Genomic DNA, 17,661 nt, shown 5'->3' with positions numbered 1-17,661 from the left:
GCACTCGCGTGGCCCGCCTCGCGCGGCGGCCCGGGCGACGGATGGCTAGGATCGGAACCCATGACGACGTGGCCGGGATTCAGCCTCCGGCGCGCGGCGAGCGCCCGGTCGTTGCTCGGGCTTCTCCTGGCCCTCGTGATCGTCTCCACCGGGATCATCGCCGGCACGCTGGGGCATTCCCGCGCCCTCGCGACGCGAGCAGCCGCCGTCGCGCTGGCCGACACGTCAGTCGGCGACGTCGGCATCGACGTCCAGACGCGGCTAGGCCCGGACCCGGCCGGACAGGACGCGCTCGCACGGAAGCTGCTGACCGACGGCTTCTCCCCCTCCCCCGTCAGCATCGAGACGAGCTACCTCTCCACAAAGGGCGTTCCGATCCCTGCGAGCGAGGCGTCAGCCGAGGCCGAGTCGTTCGTCCGTTGGACGGTGCGGCCCGATGCCGACCGCCTCCAGCCCGAGCACCTCGACACACTTGCCGGCGCTGCCGAGCGTGCTCGACGGCTGGTCGGCCCCGCGGACGTCACCGGCCGCGGAATCACGGTTGCCGGCGACCTCGCGGGCACCGCGCATCGCGCGAGCCAGGACTTCGCCGTCGGCGAGGCCTTCCGGCTCGTGCCGCTCTCGGTCCTGCTCCTCGTGGCGATCGTCGGCCTCGCTCAGGTGGCGAGCCTCCTCGCCACCGCGCGCGAACGCGAGGTACATCTCCTTTTCGCGCGCGGCGCGAGCCTGCGTCAGGTCGCCGCCGCGGGCCTGGCGGAGTCGCTCGCCGTCGCACTCGTGGGCGCGGCGCTGGGAACCGGCGGGGCGGCCCTGGTGGTCTGGGCTGTCTCAGGGACGACCGGGAACGGCGCGCCCGTGCTGGCCGGCGGCGCCGTCGGGGCGGGCCTCGCCGCGCTCTGTCTGGGCTCCGTCTCCACCAGGTCCGCCGTCCAGGCCGCGCGCGCCGAGTCCACGGGCTCCTCGCGGGTCCGCGCGGTCGCCGGAGCCGCGGGCCTCGTCCTGGCGGTGCTCCTCGCGGGGCTGGCCACCTGGCAGCTGCGTCGGGCGGGGCGGTTCCTCACCGTCGAGGACGACGGCGCGGTCACCACCGACGTCGTCTCGGCCCTCGCGCCCGCGCTGCTGATCGCCGCGTTCGCGGTGACAGCTCTCGTGGCGCTCGCGCCGCTGACGCGGTTGCTGGAGCTCGTCACCGACCGGGGTCGCTCCGCCGCGCTGTGGCTCGCCGGCGCCCATCTCGCCCGCGGCCTCCGATTGCACGCCGTGCCTGTCGTCCTCACCGTTCTCGCCACCGCCATCGCCACGTTCGCGTCGCTGTTCGCCGGCACGAGCGCCGCGATGCAGCGCGACCTGCGCACGCTCTCCGACGGCGCCCGCCTCCGCGTCACGGCCTCCTCGGTCGAGGCCGATTACGCGTCGCCACTCTCTTTGCCCCCGGTCGGCGAGGTCGACGGCGTGACCGCCACCGCCCCCGGTGTGGCGGGCCGAGGCCGCGAAGATCGGCGACCTGCTGCTGCCCGCCGTCGCCGCTCCCACGGCCGCGCTGGGCGAGATCGCGCTGCTCCCTGGGGGTCAGGTCGTCCCTGCCCTCACCCGTCCCGCCCCTGCTGCAGGCCCGCGCTCGCTCCCGATCCCCGCCGAGGCGACCGAGCTGGAGGTCACGCTGGGCGGCGGGGCATCTCTCGACCCCTGGCAGCAGCTGTTGCTGGAGAAGAAGGTGGAGACCAGCGACGACCCGGGCTTCGAGTTGGAGCAGTACGAGTTCCCGCTGCGGTTCTCCGTCACGCTGAGCGTGCGCGACGCCGAGACCGGCCAGGGTGCCGTGCTGGAGGGTCCCACGCTCGAGCTGCCTCCCAACGCCGTCGGCCGGGCCAGGCCCCGGTTCGAGGGTGCCCACGGCGAGAAGACGACGAAGGTCGCGCTACCCGCAGGTCGGGCCCTCTTCATCGATGCCGTGACCGTGCGCATCGAGGGTTCTACCTGGGTCGAGTACACGACCGAGGTCGCCGTCGACATCGCTGCGCAGGGCGAGAGCCTCCTCGGCGAGGGGACGAAGGGATGGGTCGGCGACGCGGCCGTCAGCGAGGAGTTGGCGGGTCCGTACCGCACGCAGCTGGCCGATGTCGTGCCGGAAGCTGGTGCCCATGTCGAAGAGACGGACGACATGACGTTCACCAGTTGGCACACGAACCGCCCTCCGACGCCGAGCGCTTTCCTCGACACCACGTCGTCGCCGTGGCTCCTGACTACGACGTCCCCCGAAGACGAGATCCGAATCGGCCCCACCGTCGCCTTCGACCCGACGAAGGACTACGACCCTCTTGAGGTGATGAAGGCCGCGCAGGCGCCGACTCCGTCCCCTGCACCCGTCGCACTCACCCGGCGCGCGGCGGCCGAGGCCGACCTGCGCACGGGCGACAGAATCGAGGTGAACGCCTTCGGCCGGCGCATCCCCGCCGTGGTGAGCGCCGTCGTCGACTGGGTGCCCTCCGTTACCGGCGACCGCGCGCTCCTCTTCGACTCCGGCGCCCTCGCCGAGACGCTGTCGTCGCCCTCCCCGATCCTCACCCGCCCGACGGAGGTGTGGGCCGCCGCGGACGGCGCCCCGGCCGCGGTTGCCGACGCGGTCCGGGCCGTCCCGGGAGTCGAGGACGTCGCCGTCGCCTCGCCTGCTGCGGTCGGCGGGCCGACGACGGCTGCGGCGGACTCGCTGTGGCTGGTCGCCGGCAGCGCGCTGGCGCTCGCTGTCACCGGCCTCGCCGCCGCGGTGAGCGCACAGCTCACCACGCGACGCCCCGAGGTTGCCGTGCTGCGCGCCCTCGGCATGACACCGGTGTCCCAGGCGCGCAGCCGCGCCTGGGAGACCGGCGGGGTGCTCGGCATCGCGGCCGCCGTCGGGATGCTTGCGGGATGGGCGATCAGCGCGCTCGTAGTCGGGCCGCTCGCCTGGTCGGCCGGCTCCGTCGAACTCGACGCGGCGCTCCGTCCGGAGCTGCTGCCCCTCGCGGGGATCCTGGCCGCGGGAGCGGTCGCGGTCGGATTCGTCCTCGCCGGGCTGGCGTCCTCCGTCCGCAGGCAGGCGCTGGACTCCGAGTACCGGGCGGAGGTGCGATGACCCTCGTGACCCTCCTGCGCCGGCAGCTCGCCGCGCGGCCGTGGCCGACGCTGCTGCTGGCCGTGACGCTCGTCATCGCCGCGGCCCTGGCCGCGGCCGTGCCCCGCCTGATCGACGACCTCGATGATCGACAGCTTGCCCAACGACTCGCCTCGCTCTCCGCGATCCAGGGCGACGTCACCGGCACGTGGGGGCCTCCCATGGGGATGGGGTCCTCTCCTGACGCCGCATACGATCCGTGGCCCGAATACCGGGAGCGCATGGCGGCCCTCCGGGAGGCACAGCCCGAGCCGTTGCGTTCCCTGCTGCAACCCGCGCAGTTCATCGCTCGCTACCCGGCAACGGACTCCTTCGTCCCGCCTGCCGAGTCCGGGTACTACCAGGTCACGCTCGACATCGTGGCCGACCCCGATCTCGCCGACCACGCGGAACTCGTCACCGGCAGGTGGCCCCAGGCCGCCGGCACGCAAGAGGTCAGCGAGGTCACGGTCACTTCGGTCGCGGCAGAGCGCATGGGATGGGCGGTTGGCGACCTCCTCTCCGACGGCTACCGCCTCGTCGGCATCTTCCGCCCGAAAGACTCGACGGACGTGCGGTGGGAGCACATCGAGTTCGGGCGGAGTTACCTGGAGAAGACCGACCCGGACCGAGGGATCGAGTTCTTGACCGCCGTCTTCGTCGACCCGGCCCTCGTCGGTTCCTCCCCGCTGAGGCTGGGCGCCCCCTTCACGATCACCGGCTGGTTCCGGCTCGACGCCGCCCAGGTCGTCGGGGTCGACGTCGCCACGCTCGCGGCTCAGCTCACCGGCATGTTGGTCAATCCGTGGATCATGCACGAGCCCACCGATGAGCGCCCGTGGACCGAGGAGGCGCGACTCGCCTCGGAGCTCGGCGGAGCGTTGGCCGAGGTCTCGGCGCAGCAGCGTGGGACGCGCGCCCTGGTGGCGGTGAGCGCCGCCGGCCCGCTGGGCGTGGCATCCGCTCTCGTTGTGCTGGCCGCGCGGCTCGTGGCCGACCGCCGCCGCGCCATCCTGGCCCTCACCTCGGCGCGGGGCATGTCACCCCGCCAGCAGCGCGGTCTCGCCATCGCCGAGGGGCTGCTGGCCGGGCTTCCCGCGGCGGCGCTGGGCACGGCGATCGCAGCGGCCCTCACGCCGGGCGGGCCTCCCGGACCGACGGCGTGGCTGATCGCCGGCCTCATCGCGACGGCGCCGGCCGCCGCGCTTGCCTGGCAGGTCACCCCGCCGACCGGGCGCGGCGACCTCTCGTCCCGCGGCGGCAAGGCCCGTGTCGTCGGCGAGGCCCTCGTGTTGCTGGCGGGTGTCGCCGCCGTGTGGCGGCTGCTCAGCGGCGCCACCGCGGGCGAAGGCCTCGACATCCTGGGCGCGACCGCCCCGTTCCTCCTCGCCCTCGCCGGCTGCCTGGTCGTGCTGCGCGCCTATCCCCTCCCCCTGCGCTGGCTCCACAGGATGTTGCGCCCCCGCCGGGGGCTCACGGGCTTCCTGGGCTCCGCCCGCGCGCTCCGCGAACCCGCCAGTGGGCCGATCCCCGTCCTCGCCATCGTGCTGGGCAGCGCGCTGACCCTCACCAGTGCCGTCCTCCTCGGCACACTCTCACATGCCACCGAACGCGCGGTGTGGGAGCGCACGGGATCCAGCCTGCAGGTGGGCGGTCCCCGAATCACGAAGGAGGACGCGGACCGGATCCGCGAGATCGATGGCGTGACCGCCGTCGCGCGCATCCGCGTGGGCGGGGCCACCGTCCGGTTGACCACCCCCGTCGGCGAGGCGCATGTGCGCGTGTGGCTCGCCGACCGCGACCTGCTCGACGCCTACGCCGTCGGGTTCGACACGCCGCCGGTACCTGCCGCGCTCTTCGGCGACGGCGACCCGGTCCCCGCCGTGTTCGGAGGGGAGGTGCCCGACGCCGCCACCGGCACGCTCTCCTCACTCGGCCAGGTGCGCCGCGTGGCCCACCTCGACGTCCTTCCCGGGGTCCTGCCCGGGCTGGGCTGGGTGGTGGTCGACGCCGCCCGATGGCCTCAGGCCGATGCCGCGCCGTCGACGCTCGCTCTGGTGGCCCTGGCACCCGAGACCGATACCACGGCCGTCACCGCGCAGATCCGGGAGGTGCTGAGGACGGCGCGGATCACGTCTGCCGCCGACGAGCTTCGCGACCTGCGCGCCTCCCCCACCGTCTCCGGCCTGACCCGGATCTTCGCCCTGCTCGCCGCGACCACAGCCGTCCTGCTGGTGTTGGCCGTCTCCGCGGCGCAGCTCCTGGGCGCGGCGTCGCGGCGTGCGCTCGCGGCGGTGCTCAGCACTCTTGGCATGCCACGTCGTCGGTTCCGCGCGCTCGCCGCCTGGGAACTGGGGCCAGTTGTCGCTGTTGCCCTGGTCTTCGGGCTGGCCCTCGGGGTGGGCATCGCCGCGCTGCTGGTGCGAGCCTCCCACTTCGTCGCCCTCACAGGCGGCGCGACCGCTCCCACGCTCGCCGTCGACCCACTTGTCGTCGGCGGCGTCGTCGGCGGGTTGCTGGCCGCGGCCGGTGTCTCCATCGCTCTCAGCGCCGCCCTCGCGGGGCGGGCAGACGTCGCACACCAACTCCGGATCGGGGAGGACAGATGAGTCAACCGAGGCACGCCCTTAACCTGGCGGACCGGGCGCACGGCGGTCCGGACATCTGGTGCGAGGACCTGGTGCGCATCCACAACACCGACGGCGTGGAGGTGCAGGCCCTGCAAGGACTGAGCCTCACCGTCGAGCCCGGCGAGGTGGTGGCCCTCGTCGGAGCATCCGGTTCGGGCAAGTCGACCCTGCTGAACATCCTGTCCGGGCTCGACAAGCCAACGGGCGGGCGGGCACGGGTCGCGGGCGAGGACCTGACAACGATGAGCGCCCGCCAGAGGATCGACTTCCGTCGCCACGCCGTCGGCTTCGTCTTCCAGCAGACGTCGCGCAATCTGCTGCCGTTCCTGACCGCTGCCGAGAACGTGACGCTTCCGATGGTGATCGCGCGCCGGGCGCGGGAGGGAAGGGCGGGCGAGTTGCTCGACCTGCTCGGCGTGGCCGACTGCGCGGACCGTCGACCCGCACAGCTCTCGGGCGGCCAGCAGCAGCGCGTGGCCATCGCGACGGCGCTGGCGAACGCGCCGTCGGTGCTGCTCGCCGACGAGCCCACCGGCGAACTGGACGAGACCCATTCCGCCGAGGTGCTCGATGCGATGCGCGACTCCGCCGAGCAGCTGGGCACGACAGTGCTGATCGTCACGCATGACCCGATGGTGAGCGAGCACGTCGCCCGCACGGTGCAGATCCGCGACGGCCGGACCTCCACCGAGGTACTGCGTCGCATGGTCCCCGACGGCGCGGGCGGGCTCACCGAGGTTGCCGAGGAGTACACCGTGATCGACAGGAACGGCCGCATCCAGCTGCCGAAGGCGCACGTTGAAGCCCTTGACCTCCGCGAACGCGTCCGGCTGGACCGAAAGCACGACCATGTGGGCGTGTGGCCGGGAACCCCCAGGGAGGACGAGGCATGAGAAGCGCGACGCTGACCGGGCGCGACCTGCGCCGCGTCTTCGGCCGAGGCGACACCGCGACGCCGGCACTCGCCGGGGTCGGCATCGAGGTGTACGCGGGCGAGCTGACCGTGGTGACCGGGCCGTCGGGCTCCGGCAAGACCACCCTCCTGAACCTCCTCGGCGGGCTCGACCGCCCGACGTCCGGAACGGTCACCCTCGACGACGGGCGCGTGCTGAGCGCGCTGGCCGACGACGAAGTGCTCGCGGCGCGGCGCCAACGGATCGGCTACGTGTTCCAGACGTTCGGGCTGATCCCCGTGCTTTCCGCGGCGGAGAACGTCGAGGTGCCGCTGCGACTGGCCGACGTGGCCCCCGCGGAGCGTGCCACCCGCGTCGCAGAGATCTTGGAGCGGGTCGGCCTCGCCCGGCACGCGCGCCAGCGCCCGAACGAACTCTCGGGTGGCCAGCAGCAGCGTGTCGGCGTCGCCCGCGCCCTCGTCGCAAAGCCTGACATCCTCATCGCGGATGAGCCCACAGGTCAGCTGGACTCCGAGACCGCCGCCACGATCATGGATCTCATCGTCGAACTCACCCACGAGCGCGGACTCGCCTCGGTCGTCTCGACGCACGACCCGGTGCTCATCCAGCGCGCCGACCGCGTCGTCAGCCTGCTCGACGGGGCGCTCACGCCCTAGTTACTTCCTCTCCTCCGCGCGGGCGGCCTTCGCCGCGTACAGGCGAGCCATCAGCAAGGGACGGGTGGTGACCTCTGCTCTTTGCATGAGGCGGCCGAGACGCTTCTTCAGCCCGGACTCGGACAGGCCGAGGCGGCCGGCCATGACGTCGACCGAGTGCCCCTCAAGGACGATGCCGACCAGGCGTTCGTCGTCCTCGTCCTGCACGATCTTCCCGTACACGTCGGGCCCCAGCTGCCCGATCAGCGGCTCGTCCAGCAGCGAGGCGATGGCCTCCGGGCTGCTCACCGAGAGCCCCTGCGCCGCGGTCTTGACCGCATGGAGCAGGTGGGCGGGGCGCACGTCCTTGTAGAGGTAGCCGCTCGCGCCCGCCTTCAGGGACTCGGTCACGTTCCCGCTGGGGAAGGCCGTCAGCATCAGCACCCGCGGCGAGCCCTCGTTGGCGCGCAGGCGGCGGCACGTCTCGGCGGCGCTGAGGCCTGGCATGGCGACGTCGAGCAGCCACACGTCGACGGGGTGAGGGAACGAGAGCGCGGATTCCCTATTCTGGGCGAGGTGGACCACGACGAGGTCCGGGTCGCGGCTGAGGATGCTGGCGACGCCCTGCAGCGAGAGGGCGTCGTCGTCGCAGAGGCCGACGCGGATCATCGCAGGACCCCTTCGTTGCTCAGTGGCAGGCTTGCGGTACACACCCATACGTTCCCCTGTGATGACGATTCGGCACGGCCACCGAGGACCTCGGCATGCTGCCGTACGGTCATCAGCCCCATGGAGTCCGGGCTCGCCGCGCGCGGCTGGCCAATCCCGTTGGTTACCAGCAGATCGAGTCGGTCCTCTGTGCGCTCAGCGACGATGACGACCGGTTCCTCAAGCGCTGCGTGCCTGGCGACGTTGCACAGCGCCTCGGAAAGGATGCGTCCGCACGCCCTGTCGACGACGCCGGGGAGGCCCGTGAGCGCCGCCTTCGTCCCCTTGGCGACCTGGGCGTGTCCGCCCTGCAGGGAGATGGCCTCGATCCCCTTTTCGAGCGCCTCCTCGGCGCCGATCGAGGTGATCTGCGCGTCGGGGTTCCCGTCCTCCCTGAGCATGCTGGTGATGGAGCGCAGGGAGGAGTTCGCGAGCCGCGCCCGCTCCGCCAGCGAGGCGATGACGGGGTCGTCCTGCGGGAGCGACTCGGCCGCGAGCACCAAAGCGGAGAGATTGCGGGCTACGAAGTCATGCAGATCGGTAGCCACGGCGAGCTGGCGTTGCCGGTGCCGCGCCTCGACGCGCGCTGCCTCGGCCTTTCCGACGCTCCGGGAGCCGAGCCCGAGCACCCAGACGATCAGGTAGAGGAGCAACGTCGCGAAGAAGAGCGTGACCGGTCTGTCGCCCGATCGGCGATACATGGTGATGAAGAGCGGGATACCGAGCGTCGCTGTTCCCACGACCGCCAGCGGGAACCTCCCGAGCCTCACCGCGAGCACCACACCACAGGCCGCGATGTAGTGCGCCATCCCGATTCCCTCGGGATCGACCATCAAGCCGGCAAAGCCGGCAACGATGAGCGCCGCCATGCCGATCCTGGGATAGCGCAGGGTGAGCAGGAGGAGCAGGAACGTGAAGGCATCCCAGAGGAGCGCGTGAAACTCCTCTCGGGCCTGCGTGAACCCGAGCACCGACACCGCCAGGAAGAGGAACCCGACCGTGCACTCAACCCACCCCAAAACGGGAACCATTCTGATTCGCACATCTGGACAGTACTAAAGTTGACCGGGCGTCGCCTATTGGAGACTCCAAGAACTACTTAGGTGAGTTCGTCGCAGCGGCGCCGAGGGCCGCTCATGTCCGGTCTCCGATGCCGTCGAGAGGCAGTGTGGCCGTACACACCCACATGTCTCCCAACGCCGTGGATTCGACCCTGCCGCCCAGCATCTCCGCGTGCTGCACCATGGCCATGACGCCCATCGTGGGGAGCGCCGACGACGACGTTCGCCGCGCGATGCGGTTGGAGACGACGATGTCGAGCGTCTCCTCGGACCGCTCGGCGACGAGGACGCACGGCTCCCGGACATCGCCGTGGGCCAGCGCGTTGTGCAGCGCCTCCGCGATGATGCGGCCGGCCACGAGGTCCAGTTCCTCCGGCAGCTCGTGCAGCGAGGCGGCCGTTTCCCCTTCGACGCTCACCGCCCCCTTCTGGGCGGCGAACATCTCCTCGGCCTGGCGCAGCGCCTCCTCTGCTCCGACCGCGGGACGCAGCCGCCGAGGCCCTCCGCGCATCACCTCGGTGATGTCGCGGAGGGTGGCGTTGGCCAGGCGCGCCCGCTCGGCGACCTTGGAAGCGGCGCCCGGATCGTCGGTTTCCGGCAGCGCCTCCGCGGCCATGACCAGTGCGCTGAGGTTCCTTGCCACGAAGTCGTGGAGGTCGGCGGCGATACTGAGCTGGCGCTCCCGGTACTGGCTCGCGACGCGGGCCGCTTCGGCCCGCGCAAGCCCGCGGATGCCGAGCCCAATCGCCCAGACGACGGCGTACCAGATCCCCACTGAAGCGAGCATGAAGAAGGGGGCAGGGGGATCTCCGAAGTAGGCGGCTCTGACGAAGAGAACCGCGTAGTTGACGCCACCAAAGACGACCGTCCCTATCACCGCGAGCCGAAGGTGATCTCGCCGAATCATGAGCACCACCGCGCAGGACGAGATGAGGACGTACATGCCTTGGCCCAAAGGATCGACGAGCATGCCGAGAGGGACGGCGACGAAGAGCGCCCACGCGCTGACCAGCGGCCATCGCATACCGAGACATAGGAGCGCCAGCACCAACGCGTCCCACCAGGGCGTCCACCCCAGCGCCGTGCCTCCGGTGAGATAGTCGAGGAAAGCGACGAGGAAGAAAAGCGCGCCGAGGATGCACTCCGCCCCACCGGAGTTCAGAATCGACCGCACGCGCATGTTGTACACCGTAATGCTCGATTTCCCGGCGTGTCTCCGATCGGGCACAGACGTACCCGAAGGGTGCGCGACTAGGTCTGAGCGTCCACACCCCATAAGGTGACGTCGTGAAGATTCTGGTCCTAGTCCTCGCCCATTTCGCGCTTGTGGTCCCTCCGGCCCTTCCCCAGCCTGCGCTGCCGCAGGCTGGGAAGCCCGCCGCAACTAAAGTAGCTACGCCCTCCTCAACGCCCCCCACGACCACCAGCCTCACCGACCCTGTCGGCTGGTGCGACGTCTTCCCGTGGTGGCCCGGCTGCCGCCGCTCGAAGTACACCCCGCTCCCCTGACGAACCCGGCCTCGGGGTCCGAGCCGCGGTTACTGGCGGCTCGGATGCAGGGCGACCTGGGTCGCCTTGACCACCGCGACGACGGCGGTGCCGTCAGCCAGCGACAGCTCACGAAGCGCCGACGGGGTGACGTCGGCGTGGATGGGCTGGCCGCCGACGAGCAGGCTGACACGCTGGACGAGCCCGCGGTCCTCCACACCCGCCACGACGGCCGGCAGCTCGTTGCGCGGACTCCCGTGCGGCGCCGCCGGGAAGATGCTGACCGCTCCCGGCGGGAAGACCGCCCGCGCCGGACCCGCCGGGAGCTGCGACTCGGCGAGGCCCGCGATCACCGCTCCCCCATCGAGCCTGACAGCTCCGTCGTCCTCCGCGGTGCCGTGGAGCAGGTTGAGGCCGACGAAGTCCGCGAGAAACGGCGTCCCCGGGCGCTGGAAGACATCCTCGACGGCACCCGACTCCGCCACGCGGCCCGCGTCGAGGTAGGCCACGCGGTCGGCGAGGACGAGGACGTCGAGCGGATCGTGCGTGACGAGCAGTGTGGTGATGCCGCGGAGCCGGTCGCGAAGGACGCGGCGCAGCTCCGGTGTCGCGCTGGCGTCGAGCGCCGCGAACGGCTCGTCGAGCAGCACGACATCGGGGTCGACGGCGAGCGCGCGGGCCAGTGCCACACGCTGCGCCTGGCCGCCGGACAACTCGCGCGGGCGTCGCCGCTCGAACCCGGACAGCCCGACGGCGGCGAGCTCCCGCTCCGCGCGCGCCCGCGCCTCGGCCTTGCCGACCCCTCGGGACCGCGGGCCGTAAGCGACGTTGTCCAGCACCGAGAGGTGAGGGAACAGCAGCGGGCGCTGCTCCAGATAGCCGATCCTGCGCCGGTTGGCGGGGATGAAACCCTTGGCATCGGCGACCGTGGCTGCGCCGATGGCGACCTCGCCGTCGTCGGGGCGAAGCGCGCCCGCGACCAGCTGGATGGACGTCGACTTGCCTGCCCCGTTCGGGCCGATCAGCGCAAGAACCTCGCCCGGTGCGACGGACAGCGCGACGCGGACACCCCGGGCAGCGACCCCGGCGTCGACGCGGAGAGCTTCAGCCATGGTTCCCCCAGGCGCGGAAGTGGGTGGCGAGCCACACGACGAGGCCGGCGACGGCGAGCAGGATGACCGACAGCGCCAGCGCGAGGTCGGAGTCGGACTCGCGCAGCAGGTAGATCTCGAGCGGCAGCGTGCGGGTGGTCCCCTGCAGCGACCCCGCGAAGGTCAGTGTGGCGCCGAACTCGCCGAGCGCCCGCGCGAACGACAGCGCGGTCCCGGAAGCCAGCGCGGGGGCGGCCATCGGAAGAGTGACGGTCAGCAGCGTTCGCGTCGGGCTGGCACCCAGGTACGTGGCGGCGCGCTCGTAGTCTTGACCGCTGGAGCGCAGCGCGCCCTCCAGTGAGACGACGAGGAAGGGCAGCGACACGAAGGTCTGGGCGACGATCACGGCCGTCGTGGTGAAGCCGATCTCGATGCCCAGCGCCGACAGGTACTGCCCGACGAGTCCGCGGCGGCCGAGCGTCGTGAGCAGCGCGAGGCCCGCGACCACCGGCGGCAACACCATCGGGACCGTGACGAGCGTCCGGGCGGCCGACGCCCACCGGCCACGCGTGCGGGCCAGCACCAGCGCCGTCGGCACGCCGAGGATCAGCACGATGGACGTGGAGATCAGGCAGGTGAAGAGGCTCAGCCGGAGCGCGTCCAGCGAGCGCTCCGACAGGAGGAGCTCGGGAAGCCGCGCCCAATCGGCGCGGATCAGCAGCCCGAGCAGCGGCAGACCGAGCAAAGTGAGCGCCAGCGCCATCGGCACCAGCGCCCACTTCGGGTAGCTCAGGCCAGTTGTCACTGAGGAGCGCCGAAGCCGAACTCAGCCAGCTTCGCCTGTCCTTCAGCACCCATGATGGCCGCGATGAAGGCGTCGGCCTGCTCGGGCATCGGGGCGCCCTTGACCTTGCCGATCCAGTAGGTGTTCGGGTCTTCCTTCGCGCCGGGGACGTCAAAGACCTTCACCTTGTCGCCGGCGCCAGTGGCGTCGGTGGCGTAGACGAGGCCGGCATCCGCCTCACCCGCGGTGACCTTGCCCAGCACGTCGGTGACCTTGGCCTCCTCGGAGACCGGGGTCAACGTCAGGTTGTTGGCCTCGGCGGCCTTCACCGTCGCGGCACCACACGGGACGTCGGGCGCGCAGATGACGAGCTTGGTGCCGTCGAGCGAAGCGTCGAAGCCGGTGATACCCGCGGGATTATCCGCCGGGGTGACCAGCACCAGGTAGTTGGTGGCGAACATGACAGGGTCGCCGTCCATGAGGCCCTCGGCCACGGCGTTGTCCATGTTCTTCTTGTCGGCAGAGGCGAAGACGTCGGCCGGCGCTCCGCCCTTCAGCTGATCGACCAGACCCGACGAACCGTCGAACGAGTACTTCGCCTCGGCGATGTCCGGGAACACCGCGTTCATTGAGGCGGCGGCGAACACGATCGCGTCCGCCGTCGACGGCGCCGCCGGCGGGGCCTCAGTGGTCTGGGTGACCGACGGCGCCGGAGCGGCCGGGGTCTCCGCGGGCGGGGTAGTCCCGCCGCACGCGGCGAGCAGGGCCAGGGGGGCGGCGAGGACGAGGAGCGCCAGGCGCTTCATGCACGGTTCCTTTCGATGGTGACGTTCGTAGCCTTGATGACCGCGGTGGCGACGACGCCGGGCTCGAGGCCCAGCTCCTGCACCGCCTCGGTGGAAATGAGGGACACGATCCGGTAGCGGCCGCATTGCAGCTCGACCTGGCTCATGACCGTGTCGGAGACCACGCGGGTGACGAGGCCCGTCAGATGGTTGCGGGCGGAACGGGCCCCCGCGCCGCCGTCGAGCTGGTCGAGCGCCTTGTCCGCAAGCTCCTGCGCGAGCGCGGCCAGCTCGACACCGTCGATGGCCTGCCTGCCTGACTCGTCCGCGACGGCGTGCAACCGTCCGGTGTCGACCCAACGACGAACCGTGTCGTCGCTTACTCCCAGGAGGCTCGCCGCCGCGGCAATCCGAATATGCGTCATGAACGAATACTATCAACCGTAGTTGCGGTGCATGCATGCGGTGACAACCGCATGCGCCCGTTCCTCCAATTAACTTGGGTCAAGTCCGCCGGTTCGCGGGGCGGCCACTAGCATGGCGTCATGCCATACCGCGCCGTCGTGATCACCTGCTCCGACCGGGCAGCCGCCGACATCTACGAGGACCGCTCCGGAGCGGTCCTGCGCGAGGGCCTCCTCGCTCAGGGGTTCGAGGTCGACCACCCCGTCGTGTTGCCGGACGAGGCGACACTCATCAGGCAGGCGATCATCGACGCCGTCGACGGCGGCGCGCGGGTGGTGCTGACCACCGGCGGGACCGGGGTCGGCCCGCGCGACGTGACGGTCGAGGCCACACGCCCGCTCCTGACCTACGAGGTGCCGGGCATCGCGGAACAGGTCCGCGCCGCCGGTCTGGCGGCGACGCCGCTGTCGTCACTCTCCCGCGGCCTGGCCGGCATCGTCGACCGAGGCGGCCTTCGCGCGTTCGTCTTCAACGCGCCCGGCTCCCGCGGCGGCGCCCGTGACGCCCTCGCCGTCCTCGCCCCCGTGCTCACCCACATCGTCGACCAGCTCGACGGCGCGGATCACGACATGAACCGCCCCGCCTCCGCCTCTGCGGGGCGCTCCCGCTGACGGATAAGTGCGGTCACAACAGGGTTATCGGGATATGAGGGCCTTGGATCGCATCTCGGTGACGTTTTCCGTCAGATAGTCAGCGCACCCAGTCGCCGGAACGGCCGCCGGACTTCGAGGTGACGCGCGCCGAGACGATCTCCGCGCTGCGGTCCACGCCCTTGACCATGTCGACGACGGCGAGCGCGGCGACCGTCACGGCCGTCAGCGCCTCCATCTCGACGCCGGTACGGTCCGCCGTCTTGACCTCGGCGCGGAGCTGCACCCCGCCGTCGGCGATCTCGACATCCAGCACGACGCCGTGCACGCCGATGACGTGGGCCAACGGCAGCAGGTCCGGCACCTTCTTCGCCGCGGCGATGCCCGCGATGCGCGCCACCGCGACGACATCGCCCTTCGGGACGGTCCCCTCGCGCAGGGCAGCGACCACATCGGCCGAGCAGGAAACGAAGGCCTCTGCGCCCGCGGTGCGGACGGTCGGCTGCTTGGCGGTGACGTCGACCATGCGGGCGTGCCCCCGCGCGTCTAGATGCGTGAACTCCATGTGACTACCTCACCAGAAAGACGTCGAGGATGTCGCCGGGCGCCACGGCCTCGACATCGGCGGGGACGACGGCAAGGGCTTCGGCCAGGTGGAGCGAGGCGACCAGGTGCGAGCCCGAGCCCAGGCGATGGGCGGGACGGGCGCCGTCGGCGGTCAGGACCACGGGGACGTACTGGCGTCGGCCGGGAGGGGTCTTCCAGCCCTCGGCCACGGCCACCCGTGTGGAGGCCCACTCGGGATCCGCCCCCTGGAACGCAGCGAGCAGCGGGCGCAGGTAGGCCCAGGCGGAGACGAAGACACTGACGGGGTTGCCGGGCAGCGCGAGCAAGGCCTGCTCGCGGCCGTCGGTAGTGCGCAAACGGCCGCTGGCCTGCGGCTTCCCCGGCTGCATGGCGACCTTCACGAACTCGATCTCGCCCTCGACCACCTGGCGAACCACCTCGAACGCGCCGACGGAGACACCGCCGGAGGTGACGATGACGTCGGCCTCAGCGGCCTCGGCGAGGGCCTCGCGGAAGTCGTCGACGTCGTCAGAGACCGCGCGAGCGCAGACGACCTCGCCGCCGAACTGCTCGACAAGGCCGGCGATGAGGAGGGAGTTGGAGTCGGGGATCTGACCGAAGCCGATGGGCTCTCCCGGCGCGACGAGCTCCGTGCCCGTCGCGAGCACCGCGACCTTCGGCCGACGGCGCAGCCGCACCTCCGCGTAACCGATCGACGACGCCGCCCCCGCGGCCGCGGGGGTCCAGCGCTCGCCGGCGCGCAGCACGAGGTCGCCGACGGCGACGTCCTCTCCTCTGCACCGAACGTTCTTGCCAGGCGTGACGGGCACGACGGCGACAGACCCCGGCAGCGGCACGTCGCCCTGCTCCTGATCCGTGTCCTCCACCATCACAACGGCGTCGGCGCCGGGAGGCATCGGCGCGCCGGTCATGATCCGCGCGGCCTCGCCCGGACCCACCGTCGGCGCGTGCGAGGCGCCCGCCGGGACGTCGCCGACGACCTTCAGCCGGGTCGGCCCCGCCGCGGTGTCAGCGGCGCGGACCGCGAAGCCGTCCATGGCGGAGTTGTCGAACGGCGGCACGGCAAACCGCGCCGTCAAGTCCTCGTCCAGCACGCGTCCGAACCCGGACCCGACGGCGCACGGCTCTGACCGCAGCGGGCTGGCGAGCCCGACGACCCTCTCCAGGTACTGCTCAACGGTCAACATCGGTAGTCCTTCTGTCTGTTTTCGTGTTCGGGTTCATCGGTTTCACTTCGACACGACGACGAGGCTACGCCTGCCGCGTCGGCTCAGCACGGCGCGGCACGAGTCCGGCGCTTCGCGCGGGGATTCGGCGCAATCAGCGGTAGCGGCCAACTCAACTCAACCTGCGGCTTTTCGCAGTGGGAGCACGGACCAGCGGGCGGACAGCGCATTGAGGACCATGACACGGCCGACGAGCGGCTCCCCGAAGCCCGCGAGGAGCTTGATCGCCTCCGTCGCCTCGAGCGCGCCGATCTGGCCGACCATCGCCCCCAACACGCCGATCTCCAGGGCCAGCGGGTAGTCGCCGGCATTCGGCTCCTCCGGGAAGAGGTCGCGAAGATAGAGCTTGTCGCCGTGCCCGTCCGGCACGCCGAACACCGAGCACTGGCCCTGCATTCCGACGGCGGACGCCCAGATCAGGCGCGCTCCGACGGCCTCCGCGGCGTCGGAGAGGAGATACTTGGCGCCGTAGGTGTCGGTGCAGTCCATGACCAGGTCGTAGCGCACGAAGAGGTCTCGGGCCCGCTCCGCCGTCAGATACTCGGGGTACTCGTCGACGGTCACGTCGGTGTTCAGCAGCCGCAGGCGCTCCGCGGCGGACTCGGCCTTGTTGCGACCCAGCTCGGTGTGCAGCACCTGGCGCTGCATGTTCTTCAGCTCGACGGCGTCCCCATCGACCACCCCGATCCTGCCGACACCGGCCGCCGCCAGGTACGGCAGCGCGGCCGATCCCAGCCCACCGGCGCCGATAACGAGGACCGACGATGCCAGCAGCCGCTCCTGCCCCTCCACGCCCATGCCGACGACGTCGACGTTGCGGATGTAGCGCTCCTGCTGTTCCGAGGTCAGGGGCATTGCGACCACTCGTGCGTGCCGTCGGCGAGCACCTGACGCTTCCAGATGGGCAGCTCGGCCTTGACGCGCTCGATGAGGTCCGACGCGCAGTCGAACGCCTGCTTGCGGTGCGACGCGGAAACGGCGACGAACAGCGCGACCCCGCCGATGTCCAGGTATCCCACGCGGTGCTGCGCCGCGATCGCGTGCACCCCGTCGCGACCGGCGAGATCGGCGACGATCCTCGCCATGATCTCCTCGGCCGACGGATGCCCGACGTACTCGATGCCCGTGACCGCGACGCCGTGGTCGTGGTTGCGGACGGCGCCCTCGAACGTGACGATGGCGCCGGCCTTCTCGTCGGAAACGGCCGCACGGAGTGCGGCGCAGTCGACGTCCGCGTCGGTGATGCCGGAGACGATCCGGTCAGTGTCCACCATACTTAGACGTTCGTCGAAGTATCAACGAGGGAGCTGACGACGCCGAGCGCGCGCTCGATGGCGGCGTCTCGATCCTCCGCGGAGCCCGCGGACAGCCCCACGAGGAAGGCGGTCAGCGGCGCTCCTGGGCGGCTCGGTCCGTGCGCCACTTGGCCCACCATGTCGAGCAAGGCGTCTGTGTGGCTCTGCGCGAGGCCGGCCGGGATGTCGAGGGCGGCCGCCACTTGATCCACCCACTGCCGCATGGCAGCTTCCTTCGGGTTCTGAGGATTTTCTGACATGCGAAAGACGC

The 17,661-nt window shown here is 71.3% G+C and carries 19 protein-coding genes and 1 pseudogene; 6 read left to right on the top strand and 14 right to left on the bottom strand.

From position 1 onward, the window contains the following. Positions 1 to 393: 393 nt before the first annotated feature. Positions 394 to 702: a hypothetical protein gene (locus IPJ61_RS17565; RefSeq protein ID WP_297110677.1), complete on the bottom strand. Its 309-nt coding sequence runs from the start codon at positions 700 to 702 to the stop codon at positions 394 to 396. Here IPJ61_RS17565 and IPJ61_RS22350 point away from each other — a divergent pair. Next, a pseudogene (locus IPJ61_RS22350) lies at positions 637 to 792 on the top strand (hypothetical protein); the annotation flags it as partial. The gene IPJ61_RS17565 and the pseudogene IPJ61_RS22350 sit on opposite strands and share 66 nt — an antisense overlap. A 36-nt stretch (positions 793 to 828) precedes the next feature. On the opposite strand, the gene IPJ61_RS17560 reads toward IPJ61_RS22350, so the two are convergent. After that, entirely contained in the window at positions 829 to 1,257 is a 429-nt protein-coding gene (locus tag IPJ61_RS17560) for a hypothetical protein (protein ID WP_297110675.1), read from the bottom strand. Between the two features lie 214 nt (positions 1,258 to 1,471). Between IPJ61_RS17560 and IPJ61_RS17555 the strand changes: the two genes are divergently transcribed. The 4 genes from IPJ61_RS17555 to IPJ61_RS17540 are packed head-to-tail and all read left to right on the top strand — an operon-like array spanning position 1,472 to position 7,330. Continuing rightward, positions 1,472 to 3,112 (top strand): FtsX-like permease family protein, encoded by a 1,641-nt coding sequence (locus IPJ61_RS17555; RefSeq protein ID WP_297110672.1) that lies wholly within the window; start codon positions 1,472 to 1,474, stop codon positions 3,110 to 3,112. Beyond that, positions 3,109 to 5,739 carry an FtsX-like permease family protein gene (locus tag IPJ61_RS17550; RefSeq protein ID WP_297110669.1) on the top strand — a complete coding sequence of 877 codons (2,631 nt, stop codon included), beginning with the start codon at positions 3,109 to 3,111 and terminating at the stop codon, positions 5,737 to 5,739. The genes IPJ61_RS17555 and IPJ61_RS17550 overlap by 4 nt, the downstream gene beginning before the upstream one ends. After that, positions 5,736 to 6,653 carry an ABC transporter ATP-binding protein gene (locus IPJ61_RS17545; RefSeq protein WP_297110665.1) on the top strand — a complete coding sequence of 306 codons (918 nt, stop codon included), beginning with the start codon at positions 5,736 to 5,738 and terminating at the stop codon, positions 6,651 to 6,653. The genes IPJ61_RS17550 and IPJ61_RS17545 overlap by 4 nt, the downstream gene beginning before the upstream one ends. After that, positions 6,650 to 7,330 (top strand): ABC transporter ATP-binding protein, encoded by a 681-nt coding sequence (locus IPJ61_RS17540; protein WP_297110662.1) that lies wholly within the window; start codon positions 6,650 to 6,652, stop codon positions 7,328 to 7,330. The genes IPJ61_RS17545 and IPJ61_RS17540 overlap by 4 nt, the downstream gene beginning before the upstream one ends. On the opposite strand, the gene IPJ61_RS17535 is transcribed toward IPJ61_RS17540, so the two are convergent. The 7 genes from IPJ61_RS17535 to IPJ61_RS17505 form a co-directional block, all read right to left on the bottom strand. Continuing rightward, a complete protein-coding gene (locus IPJ61_RS17535) occupies positions 7,331 to 7,978 on the bottom strand; it encodes a response regulator transcription factor (protein WP_297110659.1) in 648 nt (215 codons plus the stop codon). Continuing rightward, a complete protein-coding gene (locus IPJ61_RS17530) occupies positions 7,975 to 9,048 on the bottom strand; it encodes a sensor histidine kinase (protein WP_297110657.1) in 1,074 nt (357 codons plus the stop codon). The genes IPJ61_RS17535 and IPJ61_RS17530 overlap by 4 nt, the downstream gene beginning before the upstream one ends. Positions 9,049 to 9,151: 103 nt before the next feature. After that, the gene (locus IPJ61_RS17525; protein WP_297110656.1) at positions 9,152 to 10,258 is read right to left on the bottom strand and encodes a sensor histidine kinase; all 1,107 of its coding nucleotides are present in this window, start codon (positions 10,256 to 10,258) and stop codon (positions 9,152 to 9,154) included. A 358-nt stretch (positions 10,259 to 10,616) separates the two neighbouring features. Beyond that, entirely contained in the window at positions 10,617 to 11,678 is a 1,062-nt protein-coding gene (locus IPJ61_RS17520) for an ABC transporter ATP-binding protein (protein WP_297110655.1), read from the bottom strand. Beyond that, entirely contained in the window at positions 11,671 to 12,462 is a 792-nt protein-coding gene (locus IPJ61_RS17515) for an ABC transporter permease (protein ID WP_297110653.1), read from the bottom strand. Before IPJ61_RS17515 ends, IPJ61_RS17520 begins: the two co-directional genes overlap by 8 nt. Further along, complete coding sequence (gene modA, locus IPJ61_RS17510; RefSeq protein WP_297110651.1) at positions 12,459 to 13,247, bottom strand: molybdate ABC transporter substrate-binding protein; 789 nt, start codon at positions 13,245 to 13,247, stop codon at positions 12,459 to 12,461. The genes IPJ61_RS17515 and modA overlap by 4 nt, the downstream gene beginning before the upstream one ends. After that, positions 13,244 to 13,651, bottom strand: a complete 408-nt coding sequence (locus IPJ61_RS17505) for a TOBE domain-containing protein (protein ID WP_297110648.1) — start codon at positions 13,649 to 13,651, stop codon at positions 13,244 to 13,246. The genes modA and IPJ61_RS17505 overlap by 4 nt, the downstream gene beginning before the upstream one ends. A 120-nt stretch (positions 13,652 to 13,771) precedes the next feature. Between IPJ61_RS17505 and IPJ61_RS17500 the strand changes: the two genes are divergently transcribed. Then, complete coding sequence (locus IPJ61_RS17500) at positions 13,772 to 14,302, top strand: MogA/MoaB family molybdenum cofactor biosynthesis protein (RefSeq protein ID WP_297110645.1); 531 nt, start codon at positions 13,772 to 13,774, stop codon at positions 14,300 to 14,302. A 79-nt stretch (positions 14,303 to 14,381) separates the two neighbouring features. On the opposite strand, the gene moaC is transcribed toward IPJ61_RS17500, so the two are convergent. The 5 genes from moaC to IPJ61_RS17475 form a co-directional block, all read right to left on the bottom strand. Further along, entirely contained in the window at positions 14,382 to 14,846 is a 465-nt protein-coding gene (moaC, locus tag IPJ61_RS17495; protein ID WP_297110642.1) for a cyclic pyranopterin monophosphate synthase MoaC, read from the bottom strand. 4 nt (positions 14,847 to 14,850) lie between these two features. After that, the gene (locus IPJ61_RS17490) at positions 14,851 to 16,056 is read right to left on the bottom strand and encodes a molybdopterin molybdotransferase MoeA (RefSeq protein WP_297110639.1); all 1,206 of its coding nucleotides are present in this window, start codon (positions 16,054 to 16,056) and stop codon (positions 14,851 to 14,853) included. 156 nt (positions 16,057 to 16,212) lie between these two features. Then, positions 16,213 to 16,950, bottom strand: a complete 738-nt coding sequence (locus tag IPJ61_RS17485) for a HesA/MoeB/ThiF family protein (protein ID WP_297110636.1) — start codon at positions 16,948 to 16,950, stop codon at positions 16,213 to 16,215. Further along, on the bottom strand, positions 16,941 to 17,369 hold the full coding sequence (locus tag IPJ61_RS17480; RefSeq protein ID WP_297110633.1) for a molybdenum cofactor biosynthesis protein MoaE: 429 nt from the start codon (positions 17,367 to 17,369) through the stop codon (positions 16,941 to 16,943). The genes IPJ61_RS17485 and IPJ61_RS17480 overlap by 10 nt, the downstream gene beginning before the upstream one ends. 2 nt (positions 17,370 to 17,371) lie before the next feature. Beyond that, positions 17,372 to 17,650 (bottom strand): DUF6457 domain-containing protein, encoded by a 279-nt coding sequence (locus IPJ61_RS17475; RefSeq protein ID WP_297110630.1) that lies wholly within the window; start codon positions 17,648 to 17,650, stop codon positions 17,372 to 17,374. Between the last annotated feature and the right edge of the window lie 11 nt (positions 17,651 to 17,661).

It is taken from the genome of Tessaracoccus sp. (genome assembly GCF_016714275.1).
GTDB lineage: Bacteria > Actinomycetota > Actinomycetes > Propionibacteriales > Propionibacteriaceae > Arachnia.
Note: the sequence above shows the minus strand (reverse complement) of the source record. Positions and strands in the feature narration are given on the sequence as shown.

Excerpts from the sequence above, each read along its gene's own strand:
- IPJ61_RS17565 (WP_297110677.1), bottom strand. The coding sequence starts at position 702 with ATGTACCTCGCGTTCGCGCGCGGTGGCGAGGAGGCTCGCCACCTGAGC.
- IPJ61_RS17550 (WP_297110669.1), top strand. The coding sequence starts at position 3,109 with ATGACCCTCGTGACCCTCCTGCGCCGGCAGCTCGCCGCGCGGCCGTGG.
- IPJ61_RS17545 (WP_297110665.1), top strand. The coding sequence starts at position 5,736 with ATGAGTCAACCGAGGCACGCCCTTAACCTGGCGGACCGGGCGCACGGC.
- IPJ61_RS17540 (WP_297110662.1), top strand. The coding sequence starts at position 6,650 with ATGAGAAGCGCGACGCTGACCGGGCGCGACCTGCGCCGCGTCTTCGGC.
- IPJ61_RS17535 (WP_297110659.1), bottom strand. The coding sequence starts at position 7,978 with ATGATCCGCGTCGGCCTCTGCGACGACGACGCCCTCTCGCTGCAGGGC.
- IPJ61_RS17530 (WP_297110657.1), bottom strand. The coding sequence starts at position 9,048 with ATGGTTCCCGTTTTGGGGTGGGTTGAGTGCACGGTCGGGTTCCTCTTC.
- IPJ61_RS17525 (WP_297110656.1), bottom strand. The coding sequence starts at position 10,258 with ATGCGCGTGCGGTCGATTCTGAACTCCGGTGGGGCGGAGTGCATCCTC.
- IPJ61_RS17520 (WP_297110655.1), bottom strand. The coding sequence starts at position 11,678 with ATGGCTGAAGCTCTCCGCGTCGACGCCGGGGTCGCTGCCCGGGGTGTC.
- modA (WP_297110651.1), bottom strand. The coding sequence starts at position 13,247 with ATGAAGCGCCTGGCGCTCCTCGTCCTCGCCGCCCCCCTGGCCCTGCTC.
- IPJ61_RS17505 (WP_297110648.1), bottom strand. The coding sequence starts at position 13,651 with ATGACGCATATTCGGATTGCCGCGGCGGCGAGCCTCCTGGGAGTAAGC.
- IPJ61_RS17500 (WP_297110645.1), top strand. The coding sequence starts at position 13,772 with ATGCCATACCGCGCCGTCGTGATCACCTGCTCCGACCGGGCAGCCGCC.
- moaC (WP_297110642.1), bottom strand. The coding sequence starts at position 14,846 with ATGGAGTTCACGCATCTAGACGCGCGGGGGCACGCCCGCATGGTCGAC.
- IPJ61_RS17490 (WP_297110639.1), bottom strand. The coding sequence starts at position 16,056 with ATGTTGACCGTTGAGCAGTACCTGGAGAGGGTCGTCGGGCTCGCCAGC.
- IPJ61_RS17485 (WP_297110636.1), bottom strand. The coding sequence starts at position 16,950 with ATGCCCCTGACCTCGGAACAGCAGGAGCGCTACATCCGCAACGTCGAC.
- IPJ61_RS17480 (WP_297110633.1), bottom strand. The coding sequence starts at position 17,369 with ATGGTGGACACTGACCGGATCGTCTCCGGCATCACCGACGCGGACGTC.
- IPJ61_RS17475 (WP_297110630.1), bottom strand. The coding sequence starts at position 17,650 with ATGTCAGAAAATCCTCAGAACCCGAAGGAAGCTGCCATGCGGCAGTGG.